Here is a 20,004-nt window from a genome sequence, read left to right as displayed (position 1 = left end):
ACGCTCCTCCCCATCAATCGGCTTGTTCATGGCCCCCTGGACAGACGAGACGCCCGGCGCAAGAAATTGATAAATTGGTCGGCATAGGTCGGAACCGCCATCGGCTCCGCTCGGACATTATCCGTAGGTCAGCATATGTGTGCTTTATGTTGTGGCCAGAATCTGAGGTATTTATCGCAACCGAGATAGCAGCGAGACCAACTCGCCCTGGCGCCTGGTCGCGGTGCGAAGAAATACAGCCTTGAGGTGGTTTCTGGCAGTTCCTGGAGAGATGTTCATCTCGCGGGCGATTTCCTCCACCGATTTTCCCTTTGCCAACAACGATGCCAGTTGCGCTTGAACCGGGGTCAAGCCGAAGACTTCCATGAGAGACGCCCGTGAAATGACAGGCATTTCATCCAAGTCCGTCAGGAGAAGAACAAGGCTCACGTCACAAGGAAGGCTGCTCGATCCAGAACTTCGCAGGATGGCTTCCACCACGATCGGTCGACGACTGGCACGATTGACTGCGAGATGTGAAACTGAGGGCACTTGCTTGTCGGAGACCAGCCGAGCGCGATCCAGCAGCGCTTCCAGCTTCGTTCGCGATTGACCGTCTGCCACATAGAGCCGCCGCCCACGCACGGAAAACTCACTGTCAAAGACCTTTGAGGCCTTGCCGCTCACAGCCAACACTGCGCCGTCTCGATCAAGCAAAATTGCGGGGTGGTTTATCAAGTCGAGCGCAATGAGGACGCTCGAGTACTCCTTGAGAGTCATCGCCGACTGGTAGATAGGGACGCTTCCTGGCGAGCATCGAGCATTTGAGATCCAACAAATCAGTTGGTGCTCGCCTCCTCCAAGCTTCACATGGCTGAAAGCGACACCAATGTCGGCATATTGCGTCAACTTTTAGTGAAACGCAGCGCTAGTGATAGTCCCATTTGGGAAGTCGCGGAATACTCTCTCATCCAGATAGATATCGAAAGACGGTACGGATCGTACGATCACGACGCCGTTGGGGCCGCGGTCGCGCAGGAAGCAGGCACGCTTTTTCTCGCCGTACAAAGTCAGCGATCCGAGCGCCGGCGCGCTCAAAGTCGGATCGGCGCACGTCAGTGGCCCCTCTTACGCAACCTTCTAGACCCTTCTCGGTAGGCTGAAGCATTCCGCACAGCGACCTGGGCCGATTTTCTGCGGCTCAACCAACGTTGCACGAGCGCAGAGCTCGACGAGCGCGCTTCTCAATTGCACATCGGGGCGCTTCCGCCCTCCACAGAGCTCTCGATCGAGCGACCGACAGCTCCGGTCCGGAAGAACGTGCCGTTGCCGCCCTTTTAGTCCTCAGCCCTGATTTGCTAGGGGCTGATAGAAAGCGTGGTCAGCTGACCGCGCGGCGGAGGTTAGTAGGGATGGTCAAGAGGCTTTCGGGGACCTCTCCGCCCACTGCCGTGAGAACTTCTTTGCAAACGCTTGTCTTTCAGCAGACCTTGGAAATCGAGCAGCCCTGTTTGAGGATAACCTTTTCAAGATCGGCAACGGACTGATCGCGTTCTTGATGGCTTATCGCCCTGCCCTACTTCACTCCGCGCCATTATCGTTTAGGCGGTTCTCGAGCAACTTGATGCTGTCGAGCACGGCCTCGAAGGGCGGCGGATCGCCGAAGATCATGCCTTGCATCGCCCTGTAGTCGACGCGTAACTTATCGATCATCTCATCGTGCGGAACGAGCGCAAACGAGCCATGCGCGGCGCTCTCAAGTTCGAAGTCCGGCCTATTGAAGAACATCCGGGCGTGCGCGACACAGTCCGCACCGAGTGCCGTATCGGCAACGGCAGCGGCCCCGACAGGTGCTGCGGCGAGCTGGTGCAGATCGTAGTAGTGACGCGATACCCGCTGTCCGCCGCCGCGCAACTCGCCGCGCGTATCGAACCAGCGCCGCAGGCCGTGAAGAATAACGACCTTGTCCCAGAAGGTACGTTCGGGATCGACTGTGCGCACAGCCGGCACAGTCAGATCGAGAGCCGGCAGATCATCGTCGACATAGGGTTTGATCGGCACTTCGCTGTTTGGGTCAAGGGCCGATTTCGCGCCGGACTCGATCTTGATCGCCGCCCTCACATAGTCCAATCGCGGCGTCGCCGCGGGATACCAGATCAGCAGCGTCTGCCCATCAGGATCCGCGTCGTCGGCATCCACCCGTGCCGCGCCGGCATCGCGGCCGGCCGCCTGGAGCCGGCCCTGCAGGATTTGCGTCAACTCAGCGCGCAGTGGGCCATTGATATAGGCTTGGCAGGCGTGTTTGATCGAATCGAGGCGCGCACGACGTTTCTTTTTGCCGAGCGCATCGAGTTCCTCGATGGTCGCTGGCTGACCGATGTCGTCCCGAAATACCGTGACGTCGATATCTTCCGAGAAACGGTTGATCAGACCGACCCCCTTGGACAATGCCGTTCCACCTTTGAAAAGGAGCCGGGGACCTCCTTCTTTCAGGCCATTGAAAAGGACATCAAGCGTCCAGCAGACCCAGAAGTCCTTCTCGATATTCTGCGATGCTGTGCCCAGACGTTGTGCCGTCGTATCGAAGGCGCTCAACATTGCGTCCGAGCCGGCCTCGAGAACCTCATCGAAAGCCGGATTCATGTCTTCGTCTTCCGGGTTGCATTGCGCTTGACGGTTCGTGTCTTTCTGGTGGAGAGCGATTTCCGCTTGGGACGGGCGGCGGCAGTGCGATGCTGATCATCATCACCGTCCCTTCGTTGTCGACGACGATCATGGTTGGCGCTCACATGATCAGCATCATCATCGGCATCATCGGCGGCAGCACGATTGTTATCGACGTGGCGAAGACGAGCACCGGTACCTCCTTCGACGAGCGGCTTGAGAAACACCCACATCCATGTCGGAAGCGCTGTCATACCGGCAGCGAGATCGGCTGTGAGGAGCGGTCCCGCCGTCGGATCTTCGAAAAGCCGTGCGAGCCTACGCTTGACTTGATCGCTCTCGCCTTCACGGGCCAGGAGATCGCGCAGCCAGTAAAGCGCCTGGACGATGCGCATCGCCGGTCGCCCCGCCCAGAACAGCTTGCTGGCCGCGGTGGGGCGGAAGGTGATCGTCACGTTACCGAGCTTGATCGCGCGACGACGGGCGTCGGTGTGCACCACAATTTTCGCGGGTACCGCGTCAGTCAGGCCCAGATCGTTCGCAGCGGTCATACCGTCGACAAGCATCCGGGTCTGGTCGCGGCGCCCGACGGCCTCGATGACCGAGCGCGGATCTGGCGGGGTAGGCTTTTGGGTGAGCTTGTTGAAGCCAGGGTGATCATAGAGCCCGCGATCGATCCGCCTGAGGATCTTGGCGTTTGTCAGCCGCTGCAACGTCTTGTCGACAGCGTCCCGCGAGGCAAGATCGACGAAATCGCTGGGCGTCCAGACCTTGCGCGGCGCATCCGCACGGATGCGCTCGAGCATGGCTGCTTTCACATCAGAGTCGCTGCTCATGTCCGAAATTTGTAGCTCTTTTTCGGACAAAGAGCAAGCCGAGGGTCCGAAATTCATATACAAATTTCGGACAGTCTCCCCTGGAACCGCCGGTTCCCTCCCCATTCGCTTTTTTGGCTCAACAATCCTTTCCCGCGCCAAGGGCGCCAAATGCCGTCTCAGCCAAAAATGAACTTCCAACCGGTAGATTTTTCACCTCTGGTGTTTCCGCCTATCAGGCGACTGGAGCTTTTCTCTAGAACGGAAGCCAATGCGACACGCGCATTTTGCGTGAACACGTTGATCGAGAGTGTCACGAATCGGTTTTTGTTGAAGGACCCGACAGGACACCATCGAAGTGCACAGGGCAACTCCCTCGCTGAGATAGGACGCAAGAGGTTCAGTTGGTTTGACACGCAAAAATCGTTCGTCAGTCATTCCGGCGGGCTCGTGGCCACGCCGTATGTCCGCCGCAATGGCAGCAGGTTATTGCGGTGAGGCGACGGTAGACGCCTTCCTCAAACGAGTCGGGAAGGAGTATCCTCTGCCTCGTGTGGCAGAAGGGCGTAGACGGCTATGGTTGATAGACGATCTGGACGCAGCGATAGCGCAAAACATAGTCCCAAGCGATCTCGCCGAGGATTTGTAGCCGAGCAATTACCGCGCCACGTGATCCCCAAAACGCTCGCGGGCGGCGAGACGGCCTACTACTACAATGTGCCAACAAAATACCGAAAGTTGAAGTGCCCGGTCGAGAACGAGCCGCTCGGTAAAGACTTCGTCTTGATGTCGAAGCGGGCTGGCGTCTTGAACGGCCAATTCGATGAGTGGGATACACAGCGGAAAGGACTCCCGATCAGCGCGTCCAACATGCCGAAGCACGGCACGGTTGATTGGCTATTCCGCGAATACAAGATCAGCAGGGCCTATCTCGACAAGGTCGCAGTGCGCTCGCGCGATGACTATGAATGGGCAATGGATCAGGTGTGTAACACGCTGACGAACAAGGGGGATCGCATCGGCGATCGGCTTGTGAAGACGATCACTCCCCGCGCCGCCGACAAGCTATACGACAAGTTTATCAAGCGTGAGGAGGGAGAGCGCTTGCGGACCGGTGAAAAGCTGGTCGTGCTCTGTCGCAAGGCGTGGCGTGTCGTCCGTCGCCTATTCCCAGACGAATTTCCGAAGGACGTTCCGAACCCCTGGGTCGGCGTGACCATGAAGACCCGTGTAAAAAAGAAAAAGCCGGCCGTGACGCGAGACGAGGTCTACGCTTTTGCGCATGGATGTATCGAACACCGCGAGGTCGAGGCGGCTGCCGTTGCCGTGATCTGCTTCGAGTGGCTGCAGCGTCCTGAGAACGTCATCGCTGGCCACATCAAGTGGAGCGGCTATCGCACCGGGGCCAACCCGACCATCCGCATCGAGCACCACAAGACCGGCGAGATCGTCGATCATCCGCTCGAGGATGGTAATGTGAAGTTCTACGAGGAAGCCGAGGAGGTGCTCTCGCACTTGAAGCGCCTCGGCACACCTATGATCCTCTACGAGGTTGAAACGGGCAAGGCTAAGCCGTTCGCCTTCAGCACGATGCAGCACAAGGTGCAGCGCATGCGTGTGAAGCTTGGGCTGCCGGCACACTTCACTTTCGATGCCTGCCGGCACGGCGGCATGACCGAATTGGAAGAGGCAGAGCTAACCGACGGACAGGGGCGCGCACTATCAGCGCACCGGACGCAGCAGAGCTACATCGGCTACGCCAAGCGCACCGAGAAACGCGTTCTGGCGGCAACCCGCAAACGGCACGCGCACAGGCTGGCGAACGAAATAGCGACAGACAATCAGAATGACCAGCAAAACAGCGTTCAGAATGAGCCCCCTGAACAAAGCGCGATTGTTGAGTGATATCAATTGGCTGGGGCGGGAGGGATCGAACCTCCGAATGGCGGAATCAAAATCCGCTGCCTTACCGCTTGGCTACGCCCCATCAGGCGACCGAGGAATGACGGAAGAACTGGCACCCGCAGATTCCCTTCGGTCGCAGCCGGTCTATAGGGATGGGCGCGGCATTTCAACCGCCTGGAGGGTCAAAATACCACACGGCCCCGGCGATCCGCCGCGTCTCACTCTTATAGAGAAACCCGGAGGGATCCGGGCGGGCGCCCGCCCGGCCTTACGGCCATTGAGACCGCCCCCGTTTCATGAGAATACGGCGCCAATATTTGTCCTCGGGAGTGAGCCATGACCTACCGCGCGCCGATCAATGACATGTTGCTGTCGCTCAACCATGGCGCCGGCCTCAAGGCTGCCGTGGAGGCCGGTCATTACGGCGATTTCGACCTGGACATCGTCGCGGCCGTGCTGGAGGAAGCCGGCAAGTTCGCATCCGACGTGCTGGCGCCGCTCAACAAGGTCGGCGACCAGCACGGCATCAAGCTCGACGACGGCAAGGTCACGACCGCGCCGGGCTGGCCGGACGCCTACAAGCACTGGACCGAGGGCGGCTGGAATGCGGTATCCGGCCCCGAGGATTTCGGCGGCCAGGGCCTGCCGATCGCGATCAACGCCGCCTGCACCGAGATCTGGAGCGCCGCCAATGTCGCCTTCGGCCTCTGCCCGCTGCTGACGGCCTCGGCGATCGAGGCGCTGGACGCGCATGGCAGCGACGAGCTGAAGAAGATCTATCTCGAAAAACTCGTCTCCGGCGAATGGACTGGCACGATGCAACTCACCGAGCCACAGGCCGGCTCCGACGTCGGCGCGCTGCGCACCCGCGCCGAGAAGCAGGCCGACGGCACCTATCGCATCAAGGGGACGAAGATCTTCATCACCTATGGCGAGCACGATATGACCGACAACATCGTGCATTTCGTGCTGGCCCGCCTGCCCGATGCGCCCGCCGGCACCAAGGGCATCTCGCTGTTCCTCGTGCCCAAGTTCATGGTCAATGACGACGGCTCGCTTGGTGCACGCAACGACATCTTTGCGAGCGGCGTCGAGCACAAGCTCGGCATGCATGCCTCCCCGACCTGCACCATGACTATGGGCGATCATGGCGGCGCGATCGGCTTTTTGATCGGCGAAGAGAACCAGGGCATGCGCTGCATGTTCACGATGATGAACCAGGCCCGCCTCGGCGTCGGCCTCGAGGGCGTCGGCGTTGCCGATCGCGCCTACCAGCAGGCTTTGTCGTATGCCCAGGAGCGCAAGCAGGGCCGCGCGGTCGGCAAGAAGGGCGACGGCTCGGACGCCATCTTCGTCCATCCCGACGTCAAGCGCATGCTGATGCGGATGCGGGCGCAGACCGCCGCCGCGCGCACCATCTGCTATGCGACCGCGGTCGCGATCGACGTCTCGACACGCGCCAAGGACCCGAAGGTGCGAGCCGATGCCGCCGCGCGCGCGGCGTTGCTGACGCCGATGGCCAAGGCCTATTCCACCGACATCGGCAACGAAGTCGCCTATCTCGGCGTGCAGATCCATGGCGGCATGGGCTTCATCGAGGAGACCGGCGCGGCGCAACACTACCGCGACGCCCGCATCACCGCGATCTACGAGGGCACCAACGGCATCCAGGCCATCGACCTCGTCACGCGCAAGCTCGCGGCCAATGGCGGCGCCTCGGTGTGGGCGCTGCTCGACGAGCTGTCGGCAACCGTCAAGCAGGTCGAGGCGTCCAACGACCCCGCCTTCGGCACCACCGGGGCGAAGCTGCGCGAGGCGCTGGAGGCGCTGACGCGCAGCAGCAAATGGCTGCTGGAGCGCGTGACCTCCGCACCGAACGAGGCGCTGGCCGGCGCGACGCCCTATCTGCAGCAGTTCGGCGCCACGCTCGGCGGCTGCCTGCTCGCCGCCGAGGCGCTCGCCGCCAAAGCCGACGGCAACACGGACGCCGCGCGCTACGTCTCCCTCGCGCGCTTCTTCGCCGAGAACATCACCGTGCAGGCCGGCGCGCTGGAGCGCACCGTGACGGAGAGCGCGGAATCGGTCGCAGCGGCGGATGCGGTGCTGTTGGGGTAGGCTGCTCCACGTGTCCGGACGCGCTGCAACGCTTAGCGTCGCTGCGCAGAGCCGGGACCCAGGCCAAAAGAGCCTATCGCGGTGATATGGGCCCCGGCTCTGCAGCACAGCGCTGAACCGGACGATGCTTCGCAGCGCCGGGGGAGCGCCGCGCTGCGTCCGGGGCACGAGAGGTAATCCCCCGGCAACCACCGGTTTTCTTTACTTTTGTCGCCAATTGTCGCGATGCGCGATGGTGCCATGCGGGAACGGCGCCGAAAAGCTTGACCCAGCGCATTGGCACGCCTGCGAGATGATGTAGGCTGATGCTTGGCGAGGACTCGCGACGCGGCGAGCATCGCGGCGAGTGCAGGGGACTGTCATGCCGAATGGCAATATCATCGTCACCGAAGAGCGCGGAACACGCGTGATCACCCTGCGCCGCCCGGGCAAGAAGAACGCGATCACCCAGGACATGTACCGGGAGATGAGCCGCGCGATCGACACCGCGCAGAACAATTCCGATATCCGCTGCATGATCATCACCGGCGGCTCCGGCGTGTTCACCGCCGGCGACGACATCGACGATTTTCTCCACGCCGACGCCTCACGCCCCGAAATGCTGTCCGAAGGTGCCAAGTTCCTCTATTCGCTCGCCCTCAACGTCAAGCCGATCATCGCGGCGGTGGACGGCGCCTCGATCGGCATGGGCACGGTGATGCTGTTCCACTGCGACTACGTGCTGGCCTCGAACGCTGCTACCTTCTCCGCGCCCTATATTCATCTCGGGCTGGTGCCGGTCGGCGCAGCCAGCCTCTTGATGCCGAACACGATGGGATATCAGCGCGCCTTTGCCATGCTGGTGATGGGGCGGACTTTCTCCGCCGCCGAGGCGCATGCCGCCGGCTTCGTCAACACCGTGGTGTCGCCGGGACATACCGAGGTCGAGGCGCGCAAGGTGGCGCGCGAGATCTGCCGGCTGCCGGCCGAGGCGATCGCGACCTCCCGCAAGCTGCTGCGCGCCCCGGCCGAAGAACTCACCCGCCGCATCGATCAGGAAGGCCATCTGTTCGGCGAGCGGCTCAAGTCGAACGAGGCGGTGGCGGCATTCAACGCGTTCGCGAACAGGAAGAAGCGGTAGAATGCACTTTGCGTCTCACCGTGCGGGAGACGCATCAAAGCTTTCTCCGCGAGTCCGGAATCGTAGGGCGGGCAAAGGCGCACTTGCGCCGTGCCCACCCTCTGCCGATGATGGCGAAAGACGTGGGCACGCTTCCGCCTTCGCTCTTTGAGCTTCGGCGGACAAGTCGCTTTGCCCACCGTACGAGACCGTGGTCGGGCACAGAAACCTCATCCGGCCGCGGCGCGTTCACGACAATGCTTCGTGAAAACTTCGCGCGGAACGATTAATCTTGGTTCCATGCGATACCGATCCATCCTTGCCGCACTCTCCCTCACCTTCGCCCTCCCCGCCGCGGCCCAGACCGTAGCCCCCGTCGAGTTGCGCGTGCTCGCGATCAACGATTTCCACGGCAATCTGCGGCCGCCGCCGGGTGGCATCCGCATCGGAGATCCCGAGGACAAAAGCAAAAAAGTGATGGTGGCGGCCGGCGGTGCCGAGTACATGGCGACGCTGGTCAAGCAGCTACGCGAAGGGCACAAGAACACGATCTTCGTCGCCGCCGGCGACCTGATCGGCGCGAGCCCGTTCCTGTCGGCGATGTTTCACGACGAGCCCTCGATCGAATCGCTCTCGACGATGGGGCTTGCGATCACCTCGGTCGGCAATCACGAATTCGACGAGGGCAAGGCCGAGCTGCTCAGGATGCAGAATGGCGGCTGCCATCCGGTCGACGGCTGCCAGGGCCCGCATCCCTTCACCGGCGCCAAATTCCGCTATCTCGCGGCCTCCACCATCGAGACCGCGACCGGTAGAAGCGTGCTGCCGCCTTACGAGATCAGGGAATTCGACGGCATCCCGGTCGCCTTCATCGGGCTGACCTTGAAGGAGACCGCAGGCATCGTCTCGCCATCCGGCATCAAGGGGCTCGAATTCCGCGACGAAGCCGAGACGGTGAACGCGCTGGTGCCGCAGCTGAAGGCGCGCGGCGTCGAGGCGATCGTGGTGCTGATCCACCAGGGCGGCGAGCCCGCCGGCGACTACAATGAATGCCCTGCGATCACCGGGCCGATCGTCGATATCGTCAAGAAATTCGACCGCGCCGTCGACGTCGTCGTCAGCGGTCATACTCACCGCGCCTATGTCTGCGACATCGACGGGCGGCTCGTCACCAGCGGTGACAAATACGGCACGTTGGTCACCGCAATCGACCTGAAGCTCGATCCTGCAACGCGTGACATCGTCAGCGCAAGGGGCGAGAACGTACTTGTCGCCAATGCCTCGCTGGCGAGAGACCCGGAGCAGACCGCGCTGATCGAGGCCTATGACAGGCTCTCGGCGCCGATCGCCAACCGGCCTGCCGGATCGGTGACCCAGACGCTGTCGCGCGTACCGAACGAGGCCGGCGAGAGCGCGCTCGGCGACGTCATCGCGGATGCGCAGCTCGCCGCGACCAAAGACGCCAAGGATGGCAGCGCTGTCATCGCGCTCACCAATCCCGGCGGCATCCGCACCGACATCGTGCCGAAGGAGAACGGCGCGATTTCCTTCGGCGACGTCTTCGCCAGCCAGCCGTTCCGCAACCGCCTCGTTACGATGACGCTGACGGGCAGCCAACTCAAGGACATGCTCGAGCAGCAATGGCTGGACCCGAAGCGGCCGCGGATCCTCCAGGTCTCGAACGGATTCAGCTATGCCTGGGATGCGTCGAAGCCATTCGGCGAGCGCGTGATCCCCGAGAAGATGACGCTGGGCGGCAGGCCGATCGAGCCTGGGAGCGGCTACCGCGTCACCCTCAACGACTACCTTGCCGTCGGTGGCGACGGTTTTTCCGTCGCCAAACAGGGCACCTCGCCGCAATATGGCGGTTACGACGCGGACGCGCTGTTCGCGTTCTTCCGGGCCCACGGACCGATTGGTCCGCTACCGCCCAGCCGCATCCTGCGGGTGAATTGATCGGGATCAAACGACCAGGCCCGCACGCCCCTTTGCCATTGCCGCCCAAGGGCATAGATTGGTTTTGCATTGCGTTTTGGCGCCGGATGCGCCAAGCGACGACGAAAGCCCGTTTCTTGTGAGGCCGACCTGATGAGCACGCTTCTCCTTTCCCACAAGGCCTGCCTCGACCATGTCACCCCACCGGGACACCCGGAAAGGCCCGATCGCCTGCGTGCGGTGGAGGAAGCGCTGTCGCATGAGCGCTTCCAGTTCCTGGCGCGCGACCAGGCGCCGGAAGGCGATCTCGATCTCGTCACGCTCTGTCACAACGAGCATTACGTCACCGAACTGCGCCACATCGCGCCGACCAGTGGGCAGGTCTATGTCGACGGCGACACGTCGATGTCGCCAGGCACGTGGGAAGCTGTGATGCGCGGCGTCGGCGGCGCGGTCGCGGCGACCGAAGCGGTGATGGCGGGCGAGCACCGCAACGCCTTCGTCGCGGTGCGCCCGCCCGGACATCACGCCGAGATCGGCAAGCCGATGGGCTTCTGCTTCTTCGACAATGTCGCCATCGCCGCGCGCCATGCGCAGCGCAAATACGGCATCAAACGCGCTGCCATCGTCGATTTCGACGTGCATCACGGCAACGGCACCCAGGACATCTTCTGGTCGGACCCGACCGTGATGTACTGCTCGACGCACCAGATGCCGCTGTTTCCGGGCACCGGCGCCAAGAGCGAGCGCGGCGATCACGACACCATCGTCAACGCGCCGCTCGCCTCCGAGGACGGCGGGCCGGAATTCCGCTCCGCCTTCGAGAATTTGATCCTGCCGCAGCTCGAAAAATTCAGCCCCGAGCTGCTCGTCATCTCCGCCGGCTTCGACGCGCATTACCGCGATCCGCTGGCCTCGCTGAATTTGCGCGCGGAGGACTATGCGTGGGTGACGCGCAAGCTGGTGGATCTCGCCGACAAGACCGCCGGAGGGCGTGTTGTCTCGGTGCTCGAGGGCGGCTATGACCTGCAAGGACTGAAAGAATCTGTTACGGCGCATGTCGGCGCCCTGATGGGCGCTTGAAAGCACTCGCCACATAAAGCCCGCAAAACCCGCCTTCATTGTGGGCTAAGCGAATCGGGCAATCGGAAACGGATATGGCCGAAAACACCCAAGTCGACGTCTCCAGGCTCACCTTCGAGCGCGCGATCGAGGAACTCGAAACGATCGTGAAGCGGCTCGAGGATGGCAAGGTGCCGCTCGAGGAATCCGTGACGATCTACGAGCGCGGCGAGGCGCTGAAGCGCCGCTGCGAGGAGTTGCTGCGCCAGGCCGAGGCGCGCGTCGACAAGATCACCACTGATGCCAGCGGCCAGGCCACCGGCACGGCTCCGCTCGACGTCCAGTAGGCCGAGGTCCCCCGCTCCGTCTCTGACCGCACTCCCATGGAACGTCTTCGCTAGGAGCGCGGCGTCTGCCATTGCTTTCAGGATCGCACGGCGCCGCTTCTGCGACGGGCCGCGGTTCCATTGCTGTGGATCGGGAATTGGCCGGCTCCGAATCGGCACCGGGAGGCCCCAATTGCACAAAAAAGCCTGACCAAGCACCAGGCAAGCCTGGAACCAGACGTCCTGCGCCACGGTTAACCACTCTGGCCCGCCGGTTGCATCTGCATACCCCTAATCGGTCCAGCGGGTTGGCTTTGGCCCCAGCTTTGGTGTAAAGCTGCGCCGAGTGTGGCTTTTTGCAAGCCTTGCGTGGGCACTGAATACCGACGACAAGCGCTTCAAACTGCTAATGAAATTGGCTTGGGACGGACGAAGCCGATCTAAGTGACAGGGATCACAGAGACTGAACCGGAGCGCACTTAAGCTTACCTAAGCTTGAAGACGGGGCTTTGCCCCATGCAGGTGGCTCCGACGGTTAGGACTCGCGCTGCGCCGATATTGTGCAAACCCATCGCGCCCCGGAATGACCTTCCGGGGCTGACAAATTGGAAATCGCCGTGAACGCATACAGTAAAACGCCGCTTCTCGACACCATCCGGACGCCGGACGACCTGCGCAAGCTCAAGATCGAGCAGGTTCGCCAGGTCGCCGACGAGCTGCGGCAGGAGACCATCGATGCCGTCTCGGTGACCGGCGGTCACTTCGGCGCGGGCCTCGGCGTGGTCGAGCTCACCACCGCGATCCATTACGTCTTCGACACGCCGCGCGACCGGCTGATCTGGGACGTCGGCCACCAGGCCTATCCGCACAAGATTCTCACCGGCCGGCGCGACCGCATCCGCACGCTGCGCACCGGCGGCGGCCTGTCCGGCTTCACCAAGCGCAGCGAGAGCGATTACGATCCGTTCGGCGCCGCACATTCCTCCACCTCGATCTCCGCCGGCCTCGGCATGGCGGTGGCGCGCGACCTCTCCGGCGGCAAGAACAACGTCATCGCCGTGATCGGCGACGGCGCAATGTCGGCCGGCATGGCCTATGAGGCCATGAACAATGCGGGTGCGATGAACTCGCGCCTGATCGTCATTCTCAACGACAACGACATGTCGATTGCGCCGCCGGTCGGCGCAATGAGCGCCTATCTGTCGCGCCTCTATTCCGGCAAGACCTATCGCACGCTGCGCGATGCGGCCAAGCAGATCAACAAGCGCCTGCCCAAGATCATCGCCAACCGCGCCAACCGCGTCGAGGAATATTCCCGCGGCTTCATGATGGACGGCGGCACGCTGTTCGAGGAGCTCGGCTTCTACTATGTCGGCCCGATCGACGGCCACAATCTCGACCATCTGCTGCCCGTGCTGAAGAACGTCCGCGACATGGAGACCGGCCCGATCCTGGTCCACGTCGTGACCCAGAAGGGCAAGGGCTACGGCCCGGCGGAAGCCTCCGCCGACAAGTACCACGCCGTCGTCAAGTTCGATGTTGCCACCGGCACCCAGGCCAAGGCCAAGCCGAACGCGCCGGCCTATCAGAACGTGTTCGGCCAGAGCCTGGTCAAGGAAGCCGAGAAGGACGACAAGATCGTCGCCATCACCGCGGCGATGCCGTCGGGCACCGGCGTCGACATCTTCAACAAGGCCTTCCCCGACCGCACCTTCGACGTCGGCATCGCCGAGCAGCACGCGGTGACCTTCGCAGCAGGTCTTGCGACCGAAGGCTACAAGCCGTTCTGCGCGATCTACTCGACCTTCCTGCAGCGCGGCTACGACCAGATCGTGCATGACGTCGCGATCCAGAGCCTGCCCGTCCGCTTCGCGATCGACCGCGCCGGCCTCGTCGGCGCCGACGGCGCCACGCATGCCGGCTCGTTCGACAACGCCTATCTCGGCTGTCTGCCGAACATGGTGATCATGGCGGCGGCCGATGAGGCCGAGCTAGTCCACATGGTAGCGACCCAGGTCGCGATCGACGACCGTCCGAGCTCGCTGCGCTATCCGCGCGGCGAAGGCCGCGGCGTCGAGATGCCCGAGGTCGGCATTCCGCTCGAGATCGGCAAGGGCCGCATGATCCGCCAGGGCAGCAAGATCGCCCTGCTCTCCTTCGGCACGCGCCTCGCCGAATGCGAGAAGGCCGCCGACGAGCTCGCCGCCCACGGCCTTTCCACCACGATCGCCGATGCGCGCTTCATGAAGCCGCTCGACACCGAACTGGTGCTCAAGCTCGCCCGTGACCACGAGATCCTGATCACGATCGAGGAAGGCTCGGTCGGCGGCTTCGGCTCGCATGTCGCGCAATTCCTGACCGACCAGGGCGTGCTCGACAGCGGCATGGTCAAGTTCCGCTCGATGGTGCTGCCCGACGTGTTCCAGGACCACGACACGCCCGCCGCGATGTACGGCCGTGCCGGTCTCGACGCCAAGGGCATCGTCGCCAAGGTGTTCGAAGCGCTCGGCAAGGACGTGAAGGCCGAGACGGTCAAGTTGGCCTGATAGTGAGTTCACCTCTCCGGCTTGCGGGAGAGGTCGGATCGCTCCTGGCGATGCGAAGCATCGTCCAGTGCGATCCGAGTGAGGGTTTTCTCTTCTTTGGGGGTCTCGCTAGCTGAGACACCCTCTCCCCACCCCTCCCCCGCAAGCGGGGGAGGGAGCAGACCGGGCACCCTCCGGCTTGCTCCTCGACCCAGATTTTCCGGTACTGACGCATGAAAATCTATCTGGCAGGTCCCGACGTGTTCCTGCCGGATGCGATCGAGATCGGCCGACGGAAGGTCGCGATTTGCGCGGCTCATGGCCTCACCGGCCTCTATCCCCTCGACAACGCCATCGATCTCACCGCGCCTGATGCCGCACGGCAGATCTTCTGCGGCAACGAGGCGATGATGGACGAGGCCGATGCCATCATCGCCAACCTCACCCCGTTCCGCGGCGCCGGCGCCGATCCCGGCACCGTCTACGAGCTGGGCTACATGGCCGGGCGCCGCAAGTTCTGTCTCGCCTATTCCAACGACGGCGCCACCTATGCCGACCGCGTGGGCCGCTTCATGGACGTGACGTCCGAGGACGGGCGGCTGGTCGACGCGCAGGGGCTGATCGTCGAGGATTTCGGCCTCGTCGACAATCTCATGATGATCCATGCGCTGGAGCTGCATGGCTGCCCCCTGGTGACGCCGGCCGTGATGCCGATCGACGTCTGGCACGATCTGGCCGCGTTCGAGGCTTGCGTCCGGATGGCGGCCGCGCGATTGATGGCTACATAAGCCCATCAACCGTCCCAAGAAGCGGACCATGAGAGCGTGATGTCCCCTGCCCGCAAGCGCGCAGATGTATTGCTGGTCGAGCGCGGCCTGTTCGAGAGCCGGGCGCGGGCGCGCGCGGCGATCGAGGCCGGCCTCGTCACGGCCGACGACAAGCAGGTTTCAAAACCGTCGGAGACGATTGCCGAGAACGCCGTGATCCAGGCCGAACCGGCGCACCCCTACGTCTCGCGCGGCGGCGTCAAGCTCGCCGGCGCACTGGAACGCTACAGAATCGAGATCGAGGATCATGTCTGCCTCGACGTCGGCGCGTCCACGGGCGGCTTCACCGAGGTGCTGCTGGCCAACGGCGCGAGCCTGGTGTTCGCCATCGACGTCGGCACCAGCCAGCTGCATCCCTCGCTGCGCGATCATCCCAAGATCGTGTCGATGGAGGAGACCGACATCCGCAGCTACGACGGCAAGCGGCTGCCGGCGCGGCCCGATGTCGTCGTCATCGACGTCAGCTTCATCTCGCTCAAGACGGTGCTGCCGGTGGCACTGTCCCTCGCCGCCGCGCCGATGAGCCTGCTGGCGCTGATCAAGCCGCAATTCGAGGCTGACAGGAAGCACAACAAGAAGGGCATCGTCCGCGACGCCGCCGTGCACCAGGAGATCTGCGACGACATCGCGGCCTTTGCCGCGTCGCTCGGCTGCACCGATATCGAGGTCTTTCCCTCCTCGATCGCGGGCGGTGACGGCAATATCGAATTCTTCCTGGGCGCGCGCCGTGGTTGAGCGTCTGACCATCGATCATGTCGGTCATCGCGGCGACGGCGTTTGCCTCACCGCGGGCGATGCGATCTACGTGCCCTACACGCTCGGCGGCGAGACCGTCGAGGTCGACCACGTCGTGGGGCATCATCCCGACCGCCGCAAGCTGCTCGCGGTGGAGGTCGCAAGCCCGGAACGCATCGAACCGTTCTGCCCGCATTTCGGCGTCTGCGGCGGCTGCGCGATCCAGCACTGGGCGGCAGAGCCCTATCACGCCTGGAAGCGCGGCATCGTGGTGGAGACGCTGGCACAGGCCGGCATCGATTGTGAGGTGGCGCCGCTGGTCGACGCCCACGGCGCCGGCCGCCGGCGCATCACCCTGCACGGCCGGTTCGGCACGCACGACATCCTCAAGGTCGGTTTCTCCGCGACGAGCTCGCACGACGTCATTCCCATTGATCGCTGCCCGATCCTCGATCCCGCGCTCGACGGCGCGCTCGATGCAGCCTGGGCGATCGCCGAACCGCTGACGTCGAAGATGCCGGTGACCAAGCCGCTCGACATCCAGGTTACCGCCACCGCCAACGGCCTCGATATCGACGTGCGCGGCTCCGGGCCGCTGCCGACGCCGCTGGTCACTGCGCTGTCGCGCGTCGCCGAGCAGCATCGCCTGGCACGGCTGACGCGGCATGGCGAGCTGGTGCTGCAACGCTTGCCGCCAATTGTGAAGATGGGCCGCGCCGAGGTGACGCTGCCGCCGGGCTCATTCCTGCAGGCAACCGTCGCGGGCGAAGACACGCTGGCCGCACTCGTTGTCGAACGCGTCGGCAAGGCCAAGGAGGTCGCTGATCTGTTCTGCGGCGTCGGCCCGTTCGCGCTACGGCTCGCCGAGAAGGCGCGCATCGCCGCGTACGACAGCGACGCCGGCGCCGTCGCAGCACTGGCGAAAGCAGCGCGCACACCAGGCCTGAAACCGATCAAGTGCGAATCGCGCGACCTGTTTCGCCGCCCCCTGGTGCCTCCCGAGCTGCGCGACTTCGACGCCGTGGTCTTTGATCCGCCGCGCCAGGGCGCGCAGGCGCAGGCCCTGAAGCTCGCTGCAAGCAAAATGCCAGTGGTGGTCGCGGTGTCCTGCAATGTCGCGACCTTCGCTCGCGACGCGCGACTGCTGATCGACGGCGGCTACCGGCTGGAGGCGGTGGTGCCGGTCGATCAGTTCCGCCACACGCCGCATGTGGAGCTGGTGGCGCGGTTCAGCCGGTAACTTCTACGCCGACGGCTCAAATTGCGGCTGCCATCGCAGCAGATAGGATTGCAGCGAGCGCACCGCGATCGCGAGCAGGATGCCGACGAACATCATGACGAAGATGGCAACCATCATCTCGCTGGCATTGGCCCGCGCCTCGGCCTCGATGATGAGCTTGCCGAGGCCGCGCTCGGCGCCGATGAACTCGCCGACGATGACGCCGATCAGCGCAAAAGACACGGCCGGTAGCAGCGAAGCGAACACCCAGGCCAGCGCGGACGGGATCACGACGGTGCGCAGCACCGTGAATTCGCTGGCGCCGAGCAGACGGGCAGCGGCGATCTGATCGCGGTCGACCGCACGCGTCCCTTCGAAGGTGTTGAAGAACACCACGAAGAAGACGACGAGCCAGGCGGTGGCGATCTTGGAGAGGTCGCCGAGGCCGAAGATCAGGATGACGAGCGGTACCAGCGCAATGCGCGGTATCGAGTTGAGCGCCACGACGTAGGGCCCGAACACGCGGGCAAGGAAATCCGAACGGCCAAGGACGAGGCCCGCCGCGATGCCGCTCGCCGCGCCGAACAGAAAGCCCCACCAGGTGTTCTTCAAGGTGACGAGCGTGGCGAGCCACAGATTGTTGTCGTTGCTCTTGATGCAGGTGGCGAAACCGCCTGCATCGGCGAAGCAGCCGAGCCGCAAAAAACTCTGCCAGATCAGCGACGGCTTCGCGACGAAATAAGGATCGAGGACCTTCGGCACGTAGGCCTTCGGCAGCAGCGCCCTGCTCCACTCGAAGCCCCACTGCCAGACGACGAGAATAGCTGCGAGAATGGCCAGTTGCCAGAACAGGATGACGGCGCGGCTGTTGGACATGGTCAGTCAGCCCTGGTGCGGCGGAACTCTTCGCCGAGGGAATGCCAGATGTGCGAATAGAGGCGGCCGAATTCCGCGGTCTCGCGCACGGAAACGGGGTCGCGCGGACGCGGGATAGCGACGTCGAAGTCTTCCTTGAGACGTCCGGGCCGCGCCGAGAGCAGGATGATGCGGCTCGCCAAGGTCAAGGCTTCGCCGAGATCGTGCGTCACGAACAGCACGGTCTGCCGCTCGCGTTCCCAGATCTCCAGCAGCGTCTTGTGCATTTCCAGCTTGGTGTGGGTGTCGAGCGCGCCGAATGGCTCGTCCATCAGCAGGATCTCAGGTTCGAGGATCAGCGTGCGCATCAAGGCGACGCGCTGGCGCATGCCGCCAGACAGCATGCGCGGAAAGCTCTGCCCAAAACCCGAGAGACCAGCCTTCTCGACGGCCGAAGCAACGCGCCGCGTGCGCTCAGTCTTGGGCAATCCGGCGATCTCCAGCCCGTAGCCGATGTTCTGCTCCACGGTGCGCCAGGGAAACAGCGTATCGCGCTGGAAGACGTAGCCGACCCTGGGGTTGACCTTGCCGGTCTCGACCGTGTCCTGGTCGATTAGGATGCGTCCGCCGGAGCGCGGCAGCAGCCCCGCGACCATGTTGAGGATGGTGCTCTTGCCGCAGCCGGATGGACCGAGCAGCGCAACGAACTCGCCCTGCTTGACCTCGAAGGAGACGTCATCCACCGCCACGAACTCGCGGCCGGACGCGTTGAAGCGCTTGGCAAGACGCTGCACGGCGATGCGGGTGCGCGCTGCCGATGTTCGATCCTCCTCGCGCGCGATCGCAAGGCCTTGGCCTGGCGCGGCGATCATTTGTATTTCGCCCTGGCCGCCTGGAGGAAGCTCATATCGACGACATCCTCGTATTTGGTCTCGGGAATATCCGTGCCCTTGCGGTACCAGGCCTTGGCGCCGCGTTCGAACGCGGCCTTGTCGATGACACCGTCGTAGGCCCAGGTCGACTTGTCGAAGCCGAGTTCGGCACTGACCGCGTCGGGATCGATCCCTGAGAAATATTTCGGCGTGACCAGCGCCTGTACTTCCGCGAGCGGCGTCGCCTTCACCAAGGCCATGGCGCGGTAGATCGCGTTGACATAGGCCTGCACCATCGCCTTGTCCTGCTCGACCGTGTCCTGGAGCGTGTAGATCACCAGAACCGGCAGCGTCCCGCCGAAATCCTTCTCGAACACGCCCGGCTTGGACGTGTCGTAAATCGTCCTGCCGAAGCCCTTCTTCTCGACCTCGACGATCCAGCTCGGCGGCGCCATGATGGCGTCAAACTGCTTGGTCTGGAGCGAAGGGAACATCGTGTTGGGCCCGCCGCCGGCGACCCAATTCACCTTGCTGCCCAGCCCGCGCGCTTCGAACACATAAGTGCCGAACACCCAGGTGCCGGACCCGATCGCGGTCGCGGCGACGATCGGCTTGGCGCCATCGGGGCGCTTGTAGTCGGCGAGTTTCTCGACCAAATTGATGCCGCTGTCGTAGAGGTCCTGCCGGACCACGATGTTGGCGTAGGAGCACACCATCTCGGTCGCGAGCAGGATCTTGCAGGGCTTGCCGCGCGCACCGAGCTGGAGTGGGTGGCTGGCATCGCCATGGGCAAACAGCGCCTGCCCTGCCGCCAGCGTCTGGCGACCGAATGTGCCGGCATTGCCGGTGACGAGCTTGGAATCGAGCCCTTCGTCTTTGAAGTACCCCTTCAGCTCCGCAATCATGCCGATGGCGTAGACCGGCGATACCGGTCCGAAAGCGAGCGAGACCTGCTTGGCCTCGGCGCGCAATTGTCCCGGCAGCAGCGATGCGCCGGCCCATGCGGAGCCCGCGATCAGCGCCTGGCGCCTGGTGATGCTCATGTGCTCCTCCTCCCTTGGTTCTTGTTCG

Annotated in this window: 16 protein-coding genes and 1 tRNA gene; 10 read left to right on the top strand and 7 right to left on the bottom strand. The window is 63.5% G+C overall.

Annotated elements, in window-relative coordinates; translation table 11 throughout:
• Nucleotides 1-171: 171 nt before the first annotated feature.
• From XH84_RS15260 to XH84_RS15245, 3 genes are all read right to left on the bottom strand, one after another.
• Entirely contained in the window at nt 172-759 is a 588-nt protein-coding gene (locus XH84_RS15260; RefSeq protein WP_128948398.1) for a helix-turn-helix transcriptional regulator, read from the bottom strand.
• Nucleotides 760-1,560: 801 nt separating this feature from the next.
• Entirely contained in the window at nt 1,561-2,622 is a 1,062-nt protein-coding gene (locus XH84_RS15250; RefSeq protein WP_128948397.1) for a nucleotidyl transferase AbiEii/AbiGii toxin family protein, read from the bottom strand.
• Nucleotides 2,619-3,536: a DUF6088 family protein gene (locus XH84_RS15245; protein WP_245471731.1), complete on the bottom strand. Its 918-nt coding sequence runs from the start codon at nt 3,534-3,536 to the stop codon at nt 2,619-2,621. The genes XH84_RS15250 and XH84_RS15245 overlap by 4 nt, the downstream gene beginning before the upstream one ends.
• 591 nt (nt 3,537-4,127) lie before the next feature.
• Between XH84_RS15245 and XH84_RS15240 the strand changes: the two genes are divergently transcribed.
• On the top strand, nt 4,128-5,363 hold the full coding sequence (locus tag XH84_RS15240) for a beta-ketoacyl-[acyl-carrier-protein] synthase family protein (protein ID WP_128948396.1): 1,236 nt from the start codon (nt 4,128-4,130) through the stop codon (nt 5,361-5,363).
• Nucleotides 5,364-5,370: 7 nt separating this feature from the next.
• On the opposite strand, the gene XH84_RS15235 is transcribed toward XH84_RS15240, so the two are convergent.
• A tRNA-Gln gene (locus tag XH84_RS15235) sits at nt 5,371-5,445 on the bottom strand.
• Nucleotides 5,446-5,699: 254 nt separating this feature from the next.
• Here XH84_RS15235 and XH84_RS15230 point away from each other — a divergent pair.
• The 9 genes from XH84_RS15230 (at nt 5,700) to XH84_RS15185 (ending at nt 17,227) form a co-directional block, all read left to right on the top strand.
• Nucleotides 5,700-7,478: an acyl-CoA dehydrogenase family protein gene (locus XH84_RS15230; RefSeq protein ID WP_128916804.1), complete on the top strand. Its 1,779-nt coding sequence runs from the start codon at nt 5,700-5,702 to the stop codon at nt 7,476-7,478.
• Nucleotides 7,479-7,839: 361 nt separating this feature from the next.
• On the top strand, nt 7,840-8,598 hold the full coding sequence (locus XH84_RS15225; RefSeq protein WP_128916803.1) for an enoyl-CoA hydratase-related protein: 759 nt from the start codon (nt 7,840-7,842) through the stop codon (nt 8,596-8,598).
• Nucleotides 8,599-8,877: 279 nt separating this feature from the next.
• Entirely contained in the window at nt 8,878-10,533 is a 1,656-nt protein-coding gene (locus XH84_RS15220) for a bifunctional metallophosphatase/5'-nucleotidase (protein WP_128916802.1), read from the top strand.
• 132 nt (nt 10,534-10,665) lie between these two features.
• On the top strand, nt 10,666-11,595 hold the full coding sequence (locus tag XH84_RS15215) for a histone deacetylase family protein (protein ID WP_128916801.1): 930 nt from the start codon (nt 10,666-10,668) through the stop codon (nt 11,593-11,595).
• Between the two features lie 74 nt (nt 11,596-11,669).
• A complete protein-coding gene (locus XH84_RS15210; protein ID WP_008132970.1) occupies nt 11,670-11,921 on the top strand; it encodes an exodeoxyribonuclease VII small subunit in 252 nt (83 codons plus the stop codon).
• Nucleotides 11,922-12,517: 596 nt separating this feature from the next.
• On the top strand, nt 12,518-14,446 hold the full coding sequence (dxs, locus tag XH84_RS15205; protein WP_128916800.1) for a 1-deoxy-D-xylulose-5-phosphate synthase: 1,929 nt from the start codon (nt 12,518-12,520) through the stop codon (nt 14,444-14,446).
• A gap of 212 nt (nt 14,447-14,658) precedes the next feature.
• Nucleotides 14,659-15,213 (top strand): nucleoside 2-deoxyribosyltransferase, encoded by a 555-nt coding sequence (locus XH84_RS15195; RefSeq protein WP_128916798.1) that lies wholly within the window; start codon nt 14,659-14,661, stop codon nt 15,211-15,213.
• A 39-nt stretch (nt 15,214-15,252) separates the two neighbouring features.
• Nucleotides 15,253-15,987: a TlyA family RNA methyltransferase gene (locus tag XH84_RS15190; RefSeq protein WP_164935906.1), complete on the top strand. Its 735-nt coding sequence runs from the start codon at nt 15,253-15,255 to the stop codon at nt 15,985-15,987.
• Nucleotides 15,980-17,227 carry a class I SAM-dependent RNA methyltransferase gene (locus XH84_RS15185; protein ID WP_128916796.1) on the top strand — a complete coding sequence of 416 codons (1,248 nt, stop codon included), beginning with the start codon at nt 15,980-15,982 and terminating at the stop codon, nt 17,225-17,227. The genes XH84_RS15190 and XH84_RS15185 overlap by 8 nt, the downstream gene beginning before the upstream one ends.
• Nucleotides 17,228-17,230: 3 nt before the next feature.
• Here XH84_RS15185 and XH84_RS15180 read toward each other — a convergent pair whose 3' ends face one another.
• The 3 genes from XH84_RS15180 to XH84_RS15170 are packed head-to-tail and all read right to left on the bottom strand — an operon-like array spanning nt 17,231 to nt 19,976.
• On the bottom strand, nt 17,231-18,082 hold the full coding sequence (locus tag XH84_RS15180) for an ABC transporter permease (RefSeq protein WP_128916795.1): 852 nt from the start codon (nt 18,080-18,082) through the stop codon (nt 17,231-17,233).
• 2 nt (nt 18,083-18,084) lie between these two features.
• A complete protein-coding gene (locus XH84_RS15175) occupies nt 18,085-18,933 on the bottom strand; it encodes an ABC transporter ATP-binding protein (protein ID WP_128916794.1) in 849 nt (282 codons plus the stop codon).
• Nucleotides 18,930-19,976 carry an ABC transporter substrate-binding protein gene (locus tag XH84_RS15170; RefSeq protein ID WP_128916793.1) on the bottom strand — a complete coding sequence of 349 codons (1,047 nt, stop codon included), beginning with the start codon at nt 19,974-19,976 and terminating at the stop codon, nt 18,930-18,932. Before XH84_RS15170 ends, XH84_RS15175 begins: the two co-directional genes overlap by 4 nt.
• Between the last annotated feature and the right edge of the window lie 28 nt (nt 19,977-20,004).

The sequence above is a fragment of the Bradyrhizobium nanningense genome, assembly GCF_004114535.1.
Lineage (GTDB): Bacteria > Pseudomonadota > Alphaproteobacteria > Rhizobiales > Xanthobacteraceae > Bradyrhizobium > Bradyrhizobium nanningense.
The sequence above is the reverse complement of the archived record's forward strand: the minus strand, read 5'-3'. Positions and strand labels throughout refer to the sequence as shown.